Annotated in this window: 12 protein-coding genes; 9 read left to right on the top strand and 3 right to left on the bottom strand. The window is 70.9% G+C overall.

Annotated features, from left to right (window positions below; translation table 11 throughout):
- Positions 1-10 precede the first annotated feature (10 nt).
- Complete coding sequence (locus tag ACIA8X_RS28685; protein WP_393455275.1) at positions 11-454, bottom strand: SgcJ/EcaC family oxidoreductase; 444 nt, start codon at positions 452-454, stop codon at positions 11-13.
- A 200-nt stretch (positions 455-654) separates the two neighbouring features.
- A complete protein-coding gene (locus ACIA8X_RS28680) occupies positions 655-1,278 on the bottom strand; it encodes a TetR/AcrR family transcriptional regulator (protein WP_393455278.1) in 624 nt (207 codons plus the stop codon).
- Between the two features lie 117 nt (positions 1,279-1,395).
- Between ACIA8X_RS28680 and ACIA8X_RS28675 the strand changes: the two genes are divergently transcribed.
- Positions 1,396-2,277: a hypothetical protein gene (locus ACIA8X_RS28675; RefSeq protein ID WP_393455281.1), complete on the top strand. Its 882-nt coding sequence runs from the start codon at positions 1,396-1,398 to the stop codon at positions 2,275-2,277.
- Between the two features lie 186 nt (positions 2,278-2,463).
- Here the strand turns inward: ACIA8X_RS28675 and ACIA8X_RS28670 are convergent, their stop codons facing one another.
- Positions 2,464-2,649, bottom strand: coding sequence for an Rv0909 family putative TA system antitoxin (locus ACIA8X_RS28670; protein ID WP_393455284.1), 186 nt, complete (start codon positions 2,647-2,649; stop codon positions 2,464-2,466).
- Between the two features lie 248 nt (positions 2,650-2,897).
- Here ACIA8X_RS28670 and ACIA8X_RS28665 point away from each other — a divergent pair, with 248 nt between their 5' ends.
- The 8 genes from ACIA8X_RS28665 to ACIA8X_RS28630 all read left to right on the top strand — a co-directional run bounded on the left by ACIA8X_RS28665 (position 2,898) and on the right by ACIA8X_RS28630 (position 11,480).
- Complete coding sequence (locus ACIA8X_RS28665) at positions 2,898-3,665, top strand: HNH endonuclease family protein (protein WP_393455563.1); 768 nt, start codon at positions 2,898-2,900, stop codon at positions 3,663-3,665.
- A gap of 78 nt (positions 3,666-3,743) precedes the next feature.
- Positions 3,744-4,487: an N-acetyltransferase gene (locus tag ACIA8X_RS28660; protein ID WP_393455287.1), complete on the top strand. Its 744-nt coding sequence runs from the start codon at positions 3,744-3,746 to the stop codon at positions 4,485-4,487.
- Positions 4,488-4,757: 270 nt separating this feature from the next.
- Complete coding sequence (locus ACIA8X_RS28655) at positions 4,758-5,393, top strand: hypothetical protein (protein ID WP_399459442.1); 636 nt, start codon at positions 4,758-4,760, stop codon at positions 5,391-5,393.
- A gap of 38 nt (positions 5,394-5,431) precedes the next feature.
- Complete coding sequence (locus ACIA8X_RS28650; protein WP_399459532.1) at positions 5,432-6,928, top strand: protein kinase; 1,497 nt, start codon at positions 5,432-5,434, stop codon at positions 6,926-6,928.
- Between the two features lie 196 nt (positions 6,929-7,124).
- Positions 7,125-7,772 (top strand): SurA N-terminal domain-containing protein, encoded by a 648-nt coding sequence (locus tag ACIA8X_RS28645; RefSeq protein ID WP_393455293.1) that lies wholly within the window; start codon positions 7,125-7,127, stop codon positions 7,770-7,772.
- An 85-nt stretch (positions 7,773-7,857) separates the two neighbouring features.
- Positions 7,858-8,847, top strand: coding sequence for a nucleoside triphosphate pyrophosphohydrolase (locus ACIA8X_RS28640; RefSeq protein ID WP_399459441.1), 990 nt, complete (start codon positions 7,858-7,860; stop codon positions 8,845-8,847).
- A gap of 159 nt (positions 8,848-9,006) precedes the next feature.
- Positions 9,007-10,287, top strand: a complete 1,281-nt coding sequence (locus tag ACIA8X_RS28635; RefSeq protein ID WP_393455299.1) for a cytochrome P450 — start codon at positions 9,007-9,009, stop codon at positions 10,285-10,287.
- A gap of 167 nt (positions 10,288-10,454) precedes the next feature.
- A complete protein-coding gene (locus ACIA8X_RS28630) occupies positions 10,455-11,480 on the top strand; it encodes a transglycosylase family protein (RefSeq protein ID WP_393455302.1) in 1,026 nt (341 codons plus the stop codon).
- Positions 11,481-11,657: the final 177 nt, after the last annotated feature.

The raw sequence follows: 11,657 nt of genomic DNA, 5'->3' as shown, positions 1-11,657 counted from the left end.
CTGTCGCCGACTAGTCGACCCGCACCTCGGTGTTCTGGCAGGCGTGCAGCAGCCACCTGCCGTCGTCCTGCCTGGTCATGACGTACAGCGGCGCGCCCTCCGTGTCGCCCTCCGGTGAGTGGTAGACCTGCCGGACCTTGACGGCCGCAACGTCGGGGCGCAGGAACTGCGTGTGCGTCACCTCGTAGGTGACCTCGCCGTCCATGGTCGCCGCGGGGAGCACGGCACGGGTGAACTCGGCGATCGCGTCGAGGCCGAGGAGGACCTTGCCGTGACCGGTCGTCCACAGGGCGTCGGGGTGGAAGAGGGCGAGGAAGCCGTCGGGGTCCTTGGCGCGCTGGGTGCGTTCGACGGTGGCGACGACCTTTGCGATGGCGGTGAGGGCTGCGGCTTCGGTGGACTTGGCGTCGGCGACGGCTTCGGTGGACTCGGCGTCCGTGGTTTGGGTGGTCATGGCGACCACTCTGGGACCTCAAGCGAACTTGAGGTCAAGCGTAGTTGGCGTTGTTTCGGGATCAGTTGGGGAGTCCGGACGTAGACCTCCGGGGTTGGGATTCAGGGCTCGGGATTCAGGGCTCGGACTCCGGACTCCGTGGCTCCGGCCTCGGGGCTCCCGCGACTCCGGGGCCTCCGACCTCGGGCCGCGGGCCTCGTTCAGACCTCGCCCCGGAACAGCATCGCCGCCAGCGCCCGGAACACCTCCTCGGGGTCCTTGTCGCCGACCGGGCCGTCGAGGTTGTGGCTGAGGAGCAGCGTGGCGAAGCCGTGGGCCAGGGACCAGGCGGCGACACCGGCCAGGCGGGTGTCGATGCCGAGGCCCTCGGGCCGTACGGCGGAGACGGCGGCGCGTAGTGCGTCGCCGGCGAGGGCTCGTGCGGTGGTCAGTTCGAGGTCGTCGGCGCGCAGCAGCTCAGGTGTGAACATCACCTGGAAGTGCGCGGGGTGCTCGCGTGCGAAGCGGACGTAGCGGACGCCCGCGTCCTTCAGGTCCGCGGCCTCGGTGAGCACGCCCGCGAGCAGCCCGAACCCCTCGGCGGCGATCGCCGTGAGCAGTCCGGTGCGGTCCTTGAAGTGATGGGCCGGCGCCGCGTGCGAGACGCCGGCGCGGCGGGCGAGGTCGCGCAGGCTGAGTGCGGAGGGGCCGTCGGAGGCGATGACGTCCAGCGCCGTGCTGAGGATGGCGCGACGCAGGTCGCCGTGGTGGTAAGGGCGGCCTGGGGGCGACGGTGGGGCGGCGGACGGCTTCTGCTGCGGGGGCGGCTGATGTGCGGGCGTCATGAGCAGCAGCGTACGCACAATCTAGGCATTGACAAGTTAAGGTGGCGTCAGGCAATCTTGTCAGTGTCAAGTTGTGGGGCTCGGGGATCCCGCGACATCGAACTGGGGAGTCGCGTCATGGCGAAGCACGAGGTCGGTATGGAATCGGGCCGCGTCCGTCAGCTCTGGCACCTGCTGGAGCCGTTGCACGCGGTGCTGTACTACGCGCCGGAGGTCTTCGAGGAGGCCGAAGCGCTCGGCTTCGCCGCGGAGGAGCGCTGGTCGAGCTACTTCCCGTACCGGGCCGCGCCGTTGGGTGCGGTCGGCGCGGAACAGGTCACGTCCGCCTTCCACAGCTTCAGCCCTCGCATGGTCGCCGAACATGTCGACTCCGCGTGGAAGATCGCGAGCCCCGATGCCCTGCTGCAGGCGCGGGTGCGAGGGATCGACCGGGCCTACCGCACGATATTCGGCGACCGTACGGAGAGTCCCGAACTGGCGGAAGCCGCAGCCCTGGTCCGCCGTGCCGCCGAGGCGGCCGACACCGCGGGCCGTCCGCTCGCCGCGGCCAACGCCGCCCTGGACTGGCCGGACGCGCCCCACCTCCAGCTCTGGCACGCGGCGACACTCCTGCGTGAACACCGCGGCGACGGTCACATAGCGGCCCTGCTCGTGGCCGGCCTCGATCCCGTCGAGTCTCTGGTGTCCTTCGCCGCGATAGGCGCCGCATCCGCCGAACGGTTCGAAAGCCGAGGCTGGAGCCCCGAGGAATGGGCGGCCGCCCACGCCCGCCTGACCGGCCGAGGCCTGGTCGACGCCGACGGTTCGGCCACGGATGCGGGCCGCGCCCTGCGCCGCACGGTCGAGGAACACACCGACCGACTCGCCGCCGCCCCCTGGCAGGCCCTGGCGATCGAGGAGATCGACCGCCTCGTGGAACTGCTCGGCGAGTTCTGGGTGGCGGTGCTGTCCTCCGGTCTGCTGCCTTCGGAGACGACGTTGGGGATCGGGAAGGTCTGAAGCCGCCCGCGGGAGGTGGGTCTCCGCGGACGGCCTCTGTTCTCAAGGTGGTTCAGTGGAAGCCCGCCCGTGAGGCGGCACCGGCCGAGGCGTTGAGGGCGCGCCCTCGTGGGTTCCCTCGCGGGTGTTCCCCGTGCCGGCCACCGTGCCCGACCGGGGCTCGTGGTCCTCCGTGGGTCTCCGGCCTTACGGCTGCTCGGGCGGCCTGTCGCGGTCCATGCCGAGTTCGCGCTCCATCCTCTGCTGCGCGTCGTCGACCTGGCTCTCGTACTTGTTGCCCGTCTTCTCGTTGGCCTTCCGCTCCGCGGTGTCGGAGACGTTCCTGGCCTTTTCCTGGGCCTGGCGGTTCTTGAACCTGTCGAAGATGCCCATCCAGAGCTCCTTCCGGAGGTGACTCACCATCGACGATACGCCCGGGTTGAGAAGTATGCGCGATTGGCCCAATTGCGGCCGGAACCCGATTGTGGCCGGAGCCTCCGGTCCGGACTTCCGATCCGGATTCCGGGTCTGGACCTCTTGAATGCCGCCGTGCGCCGGGTCGCTACCGTGTTCGCGACGGCGTACCAGGGAAAACCGCCTGTGCGGGGCGGAACGGGCAACAAGGGGAGGGGCGCATCGTGATGCGTCTGAAGGGCGGGGCGGCGAGCGCCGCGGCGATGCTCGGCATGGTGCTGGTGCTGGCGGGGTGCGAGAACGTCGACCTACCGGTGGACGGCGAGCCCTCCGGCTCCGTCCCCGCCGCGGGTTCCGGCCGCGCCAGCAGCCCGCTGGACAACCCCGACGGCACGAAACCGGGGCTCGCGCCCCTGTCGTCCGACGCCGACAGGGCCGAGGCGCGGGCCCTCATCGAGAAGGTGGCGACCAAGGGCCGCGGCCCCAAGACGGGCTACGACCGGGACGAGTTCGGCTACGCCTGGATGGACTCGGCCCCGGGCGGCATCCCGTTCGCCCGCAACGGCTGCGACACCCGCAACGACCTCCTCAAGCGCGACGGCGAGGACGTCCGCTACCGCTCCGGCTCGGACTGCGTCGTCAGCTCCATGACGCTGCACGACCCGTACACGGGCCGGACGATCGACTGGGCCAAGTCCCGTGCGACGACCGTACAGATCGACCACGTCATGCCGTTGTCGTACGACTGGCAGATGGGCGCCTCCCGCTGGCCGAAGGGCAAACGCCAGGACATCGCCAACGACCCCCTCAACCTCATACCGGTCGACGGCCCCACCAACAGCTCCAAGGGCGACTCCGGCCCCGCGTCCTGGCTGCCCCCGAACAAGGGGATCCGCTGCTCGTACGCGGTGCGCTTCGCCCAGGTGTCGCTGAAGTACGAACTGCCGGTGACGGCCGCGGACAAGGAGACGATGCTGACCCAGTGCGGGGGGTGACCCCGCACGCGACGGTGCTCCGAGGGGCGGGTCGAAAACGGCTTCCCGGTGACGTCGCCCGCGCCTACGGTGACGGCCATGGAACCGAAGGTATGGAGCCTCGCCGAACGCCCCGAGATGTTCGAGCGGGTCGTCGACATGGCGGACACATGGCCGGAGTTCGTGGTCCACGACCTCGTGGGCAACGCCCACTACGGCCGGATCGCCCGCGAACTCCCGCAGTACGTGCAGTTCGCCGAGGACGAGCGGGGCGAGGTCGTCGCCCATGCCTACAGCGTGCCGTTCGCGCTCGCCGCCGAGGGCCGTCACCGGCTGCCCGCGCGTGGTTGGGACCAGGTGCTGGTGTGGGCCTTCGCCGACCTGCGCGGCGGCACCCGGCCCGACACGGTCAGCGCCATCTCCGTCGTCATCGCCCCGCACGCCCAGGGCCACGGACTGTCCGCCCGGATGCTCTCCGCGATGCGCGACAACGCCAGGGCCCACGGCTTCGACGAGGTCGTCGCCCCGGTCCGCCCCAGCGCCAAGCACCTCGAACCGCACACCCCCATCGAGGAGTACGCCCACCGCGTACGCCCCGACGGCCTGCTCCACGACCCGTGGCTGCGCGTCCACGCCCGTGCCGGCGCCACCATCGACTCCATCGCCCCGGCCTCCATGACCGTCGCCGGCTCCCTGGAGCAGTGGCGCGACTGGACCAGCCTGCCCTTCGACACCGCAGGCGAGATCGAGGTCCCCGGCGCACTGGTGCCGGTGCGGTGCGAGCCGGAACGGGACTACGCCGTGTACGTCGAGCCCAACGTGTGGATGAGGCACCCGCTGTGACGGCGTCCGCTGTGACGGCACCCGCTGTGACGGCGTCCGCTATGAAGGCACTCGCAGTGAGCCGACGCGGAACCCGAGCCTCCGCCCCACCTGCGCCGTCGTACCGAGTGATCAGCACGACAACGGTTCGGTACAACCAGTGACCGTATGTCGGTGTCGACCTATACGCTCGAAGCCGCAATCGCACGACCGAGGTTGTCCCGCACCGGTCGTCCCGCAGCGGGCAGGGCGGCGGACCTCGTACGTTCACTTCAGGCACCAGGAGCAGCCATGCAAGGCCACGGCTACACGCAGCCGGTGAAGCAGCCGCCGCCGACCGGGTGGCTGGTCTTCCTGCGCGTGTGCTTCGTCGTGATCTCGGTGCTCAGCTTCGGCCTGCTGATGTGGACGATGATGCTCCGCCTGGCCATCGTGACCCGCAAGGCGCTCGACTGGGGCCTGTTCGTGGCGTCGATCGTGGTGGAGATCCTCAGCCTGTACCTGTTGGGCTCCGAGCCCGGCGACGAGATCCACACAGCGGCTGGCTGGCTGGGCCTCTTCCTCCTCCTGGGCGGCACGGTCCTGTCGATCTCGTACTACCTCTCCGCGGACATACGCCACTTCCACCAGCTCCGCTTCTCCGGCTACCCCGCGCAGCGGCCCCCGGCCGCCCCGGCCTACGGCTATCCGCAGCCGCCGTACACATCGTCGACCGTGCCGCAGTCGCCCCCGATGCCCCACACGCCGATACCCCACACGCCGACGCCCCGCGACGCCGCCCCCCACAGCCCCGTACCGCCGCCCCCGGCTCCGCAGCGCCCCGCGCCCGCGCGCATCGACCAGGTGCGCGCCGAGCTCGACGAACTCAGCGACTACCTGCGCCGGCACGACGCCCGGCAGGACGGCAACCCCGAGGGCGGAAGGTGACCGTGACGACAGGACGTGTCGTCGCCGGCCGCTATGAACTGTCCACGCTCATCGGACAGGGCGGCATGGGGCAGGTCTGGACGGCGTACGACCAACGGCTCGACCGGCGCGTGGCGGTGAAGCTGCTGCGCCCCGACAAGGTGGCCGGCCAGGAGGCGGACGAGCTGCGCCGGCGCTTCGTGCGCGAGTGCCGGGTCACCGCGCAGGTCGACCACCCCGGGCTGGTCACCGTGCACGACGCGGGCAGTGAGGGCGAGGAGCTGTTCCTCGTCATGCAGTACGTCGACGGCGCCGACCTCTCCGACCACCTCATCGAGCACGACCCGTACCCCTGGCAGTGGGCGGTCGCGGTCGCCGCGCAACTGTGCGCCGTACTGAGCGCCGTGCACGCCGTGCCGATCGTCCACCGCGACCTCAAGCCGCGCAACGTGATGGTGAAGCAGGACGGCACGGTCACCGTCCTCGACCTCGGCGTCGCCTCCGTCATGGACGCCGACACCACCCGCCTCACCCACACCGGCACCCCCATCGGCTCGCCCGCCTACATGGCCCCCGAGCAGGCGATGGGCGGCGCGGTCGGCCCGTACACCGACCTGTACGCACTCGGCGTACTGCTGCACGAACTCCTCAGCGGCGACGTCCCGTTCTCCGGCTCGACGGCGCTCGGCGTGCTGCACCGGCACCTGTACGAGCCGCCGGTCCCCGTGCGGCGCATCCGCCCCGAGGTCCCCGAGGCACTCGAAGCCCTGGTCCTGCGCCTGCTCGCCAAGGACCCGCAGCACCGCCCGGCCTCCGCACAGGAGGTCTACGAGCACCTGGCGCTGCTTCTGCCCACGCGCGGGACGCCCACCGGAGCGCCCCTCGACCCCACCCGCCCCTTCCTGCGCCCCCACGCCCCCTGGCCGGACCGCGCGCGTACGCCCGCACCACAGCCCGCGCCCGTCACGCCCGCGCCGGCCGCGCCCGAGAAGCCCGACGTCGCCCGCGCCGTCGACGAGGTCAAGCGGCTCCTCGGCGAGGGCCGTATCACCCAGGCCGTCGACATCCTCGGCGCGATCCTGCCCGCCGCGGCCGAGCAGCACGGCGAGCACTCCCCGGTCGTGCGCACCCTGCGCAAGCAGTACGCGGCCACGCTCATGGACGACGGCCAGTACCGGCGCGCGCTGCCCGAACTGCGCCGCCTCGCAGACGAACGCGCCGCCGAGGCCGGCCAGGCCGACCCGCAGTCCCTGCGGTTCCGCTGCGACGCCGCCCAGTGCCTGGAGCAGCTCGGCGAACCGGCGGCCGCGCTCACCGAGTACCGCGCGCTGCTGCCGTACTACGAGAACCAGTACGTCTCCGGCGGCGACCCCGAACTCGCCCACGACGTCCGCCGCCGTATCGGCCACCTCCTCCTCGCCCTCGGAGACCGCCCCGCGGCCCACGACACCCTGGCCCGGCTGCTGCTCGACGTGGAACGCCTGAAGGGACCGGGGCACCCGCTGGCGGGAGAGGTGCGCCGGACGCTGCAGTGGCTGGGGCAGGTGCGCGGCTAGTTCCAGCCGTGCGGAGCCCGGCGGACCGAGCGCCCTGAGGGGGCGGAGTGTGCCGAGTGGGCCGGGCGGGGGTGCTTCGGTGCCCGAAGTCCTGGTGAATCGTTGGTCGAATGGGTTGGCCAGAGCTTGCCCACTGCCTACCATCGATCACCGCAAGACTTTGTGCACCGTCGCACAATCTCCTCGGGAGGCTTCCTTGCACCGCCGCCGTCGCACCGCGCTCTTCCTCACCGCCGCGATCGCCGCTGCGGCCCCCCTCCTCACCGCCTGCGGAAGCGATGCGCATCCTGGTGCGGCGGCCGTCGTGGGCGGCCAGCGGATCACCGTCGCGCAGCTGGAGAACAGGGTGAGCGAGGTGCGCGACGCACAGCGCGCGGCCGTACCCGACGAGACCCAGTACGCGCAGGTCATCGCCAAGTCCGGCACTCTCCCGCGCGACGTCCTGCACACCATGGTCCTCGACCGGGTGCTGCACCGCGCCGCCCAGGACGCGGGCGTGACCGTCACCCGCAAGGAGCTCCAGGGGATGCGCGGCGGCCTGGAGGAGCAGGTCGGCGGCGCCAAGGCGCTGGAGACGGCCTGGCTCCAGCAGTACGGCATCCCCCCGCAGCGCCTCGACGAGAACCTCCGCCTCCAGCTGGAGGCCCAGAAACTCGCCACCTCACTCGGCACCGACACCGGCAAGCCCGCCTTCTGGAACGCCCTGACCGCGGCGTCCAAGAAACTCGACATCGACCTCAACCCGCGCTACGGCACCTGGGACGTCCAGAAGAGCAGCCGGGCCGACGCGAAGACGCCGTGGGTGCGTGAGGTGACGGCGGCCGGGACGCAGCCGACGATGTAGGGCCTGTGGACAAGTAGAGCCCGTGGACAAGTAGGGCCTGTGGATAACTTCGGGGGCCGTCGGCGACGTGGGTTACGTTCGGATCGTGAACGCAACCAGCCCCGAAGCCGCCCCCGGCCGCATCGTCCTGCTCACCACCAGCCACCGTGTCGCGCCCGGCCTGCTGTCCTGGCCCGCGTGGCAGGCGCTGCACGCCGCCGACCGCGTGCTGTGCGCGGACGGCGCGCATCCGCAGCTGCCGTATCTGCGCGAGGCCGGGATAGCGGTCGACGAGACCGCCCCGACCGCCGAGCAGCTGATCGAGGCATGCGCCGGCGGCCACACGGTCGTGGTCGTGGCCACGGGCGAGGGCGAGCCGGCCCTCACCGACGGCCTCGCCCGCCTCGCGGGCACGGGCCGCCTGCGGATGCCGGACCTGGAGCTGCTCCCCGCCTCCTACGACCTGCCCGGCGCCCGCCTCCTCGACCTCGTCCAGGTCATGGACCGCATCCGCGCCGAGTGCCCGTGGTCCTCCCAGCAGACCCACAAGGGCCTGGCGAAGTACGGCATCGAGGAGGCGTACGAACTCGTCGAGGCGATCGAGGACGGCGACCGCGACGAGCTGCGCGAGGAACTGGGCGACGTCCTGCTGCAGGTCGTCTTCCACGCACGGATCGCCGAGGAAGGCCGTGCCGAGGACGGGGAGTCTCCCTTCTCCATCGACGACGTGGCCGGCGGCATCGTCAGCAAGCTCATCCACCGCCACCCGCACGTCTTCGGCGACGAGACGGCGACGACCCCCGAGGAGGTCAAGGAGCACTGGCTGCGCACGAAGGCCGTCGAGAAGCAGCGGGCGTCGGTGACGGAGGGCATACCCCTGGGCCAGCCGGGCCTCGCCCTCGCGGCGAAGCTGGCATCGCGGGTACGCACGGCGGGACTGGAGGTGCCGCTGCCGTCGGGCGAGGGCGTCGGGTACGAGCTGCTTGCGATGGCGGTGCGGGCGGAGGCGGCGGGGGTGGATCCGGAGGCGGCGTTGCGGGTTGCCGCGCGGGCCTACAGGGATGCCGTACGGGCTGCTGAGGGGGTGTCCTCTTAGTACGGTGCCGCCCGGTCTCCCTGTTAGTACGGTGCGGCCTGGTCTCCCCGTCAGTACGGTGCCGCCCGGCTCCCCGTCAGTACGGTGCCACCCGGGCTCCCCGAAGCGCCCCCCACCACCGGGCCACAGCACGACGACACCTCCGGATACCGTCAAGGAGTGACCGACCAGCCCACCCCCACCAGCGCCACCCCCGAGGCCCCCGAACTCTTCACCTGGGAGTTCGCGACGGACCCCTACCCCGCCTACGCCTGGCTCCGCGAACACGCCCCCGTCCACAGGACCCGCCTCCCCAGCGGCGTGGAGGCCTGGCTGGTCACCCGCTACGTCGACGCCAAGCAGGCCCTCGCCGACGGTCGTCTGTCCAAGAACCCGGCCCACCACGACGAGCCCGCGCACGCCAAGGGCAAGACCGGTATCCCCGGTGAGCGCAAGGCCGAGTTGATGACGCATCTGCTCAACATCGACCCGCCGGACCACACGCGGCTGCGCCGCCTCGTCTCCAAGGCCTTCACGCCCCGCAGGGTCGCCGAGTTCGCCCCGCGGGTGCGGGAGCTCACCGATCAGCTGATCGACGGGTTCGCCGCCGAGGGGAGCGCCGATCTCATCCACGAGTTCGCGTTCCCGCTCCCCATCTACGCCATCTGCGACCTGCTCGGCGTCCCCCGCGAGGACCAGGACGACTTCCGGGACTGGGCGGGCATGATGATCCGCCACCAGGGCGGCCCCAGAGGGGGTGTCGCGCGGTCGGTGAAGAAGATGCGCGGCTATCTCGCCGACCTCATCCACCGCAAGCGCGAGGCACTCCCCGACACCCCCACCCCCGGCGAGGACCTCATCTCCGGCCTCATCCGCGCCTCCGACCACGGTGAGCACCTCACCGAGAACGAGGCCGCCGCGATGGCCTTCATCCTGCTGTTCGCCGGCTTCGAGACGACGGTCAACCTCATCGGCAACGGCACCTACGCCCTGCTCACCCACCCCGAGCAGCGCGCCCGCCTCCAGACCTCCCTCGCCGCCCACGACACGGCCCTCCTCGAAACCGGTGTGGAGGAACTCCTCCGCTACGACGGCCCCGTGGAACTCGCCACCTGGCGCTTCGCCACCGAACCGCTCAGCATTGGTGGGCAGCTCATCGCCCCCGGCGACCCGGTCCTCGTCGTCCTGGCCGCCGCCGACCGGGACCCGGAGCGGTTCGCCGACCCTGACGTCCTCGACCTGGGCCGCCGCGACAACCAGCACCTCGGCTACGGCCACGGCATCCACTACTGCCTCGGCGCCCCGCTCGCCCGTCTGGAGGGCCAGACCGCCCTGGCCACCCTCCTCACCCGCCTCCCGGATCTGCAACTCGCCGTGGACCCGGCCGAGTTGCGCTGGCGCGGCGGTCTCATCATGCGCGGACTGCGTACGCTTCCGGTGGAGTTCACCCCTGTTAGGTGAGTTCGTCCACCACCGCAAACGTGACACGCACTCAAGTCTGTGATCTTCACGTGATCTACGCGGCATTAACTTGTGACAAGTGATCGTCTGCCTATACGTTCACGGATCAACGACGGCGCCCAGGTTTCGCGCGCCGCGGTCACCGTTGTCTCGCGAAAGGTCCCCGCATGCTCTCCGGGAACGGTCGCCACCGACGCCCCCGTCAGGCTCCGGCTCTTCTCGTCGCGGCCGGAGTGACCGGCTCCGCCGTCGTCATCCCGCTCCTCGCCGCCACGGGCGCGAGCGCCGCCGAGGGCAACGTCTGGGACAAGGTGGCCGAATGCGAGAGCGGCGGCTCCTGGAGCGCCGCCGACGACGGCGACGGGCGCTACGGCGGACTGCAGTTGACCCAGGAGGACTGGGACGAGTACGGCGGCCTCGACTACGCGTCGAGCCCCAACCTGGCGAGCCGCTCCCAGCAGATCGCCGTGGCCCAGAAGATCCTCGCGGACCAGGGTGTCGGCGCCTGGCGCACCTGCGGACTGCTCAGTGGGCTCACGAAGGAGTCCGGCTCGGCCGACGTCGACACCGGTGTCGACGAGGACTCGCCGTCCGCGGTATCGGGATCCTCCGGATTGCTTGATTCATCCGGTTCGTCCAATTCGTCGGGCTCGTCGCAGTCCAATGGGTCGTCCGGCGACTCCTCCAATGCTTCGAATTCCCCCGGCTCGTCGAGCGGCTCCGCCGATGATTCGTCCGAATCCTCCCGGGATTCTTCATCTTCGCCCTCTTCTTCCACTAAGGGCGACAGTTCCGCCGAGTCCGATACGTCATCCGACGCAGAGGCCTCGCAGTCGCCCGACGGCTCCCCTGCGGGCACACCCGAAAGCGACAATCAGGACAACTCGGAGTCGGCGGCGGGCTCCTGGGGCCTCGTCGACACCGGCGCTGTCGACACCGCCGACGCCGCGACCGGGTCGGGGCGCCATCGCGGTGCCACTGCCGACGAGAGCGAGGCCGCCGAGGGCACCGCCAAGTCGTCCGGCCGCCACGCCTCGTACACCGTCCGCGCAGGCGACACTCTCGCCTCCATCGCCGACTCCCTTGACCTCGACGGCGGGTGGCGTGCGCTGTATCAGGCGAACCAGCAGGACATCGGTGCTGACGCGAATCACATCTTCCCCGGTCAGACCCTGGAAGTACCTGCCGAATAGGGTGAAAAGCAGCGGGAGTTCGCGCCCCGCTTCGCACCTGAATGTCCGTTTTGATAGCAGTGAGAGATAGATCTCAGAAGCCCTGATCGTCTTTGTCATTCCGCGAATTGCGCGTCTACGGTCGTGATCGCTCGTCACCACGAGCCCCGGCTGCCGCAACGCCGAATCCTGCCAGCG

Source organism: Streptomyces sp. NPDC051738 (assembly GCF_044453205.1).
In the GTDB taxonomy this organism is placed as follows: domain Bacteria; phylum Actinomycetota; class Actinomycetes; order Streptomycetales; family Streptomycetaceae; genus Streptomyces.
This window is presented reverse-complemented; position numbering and strand designations above follow the sequence as displayed.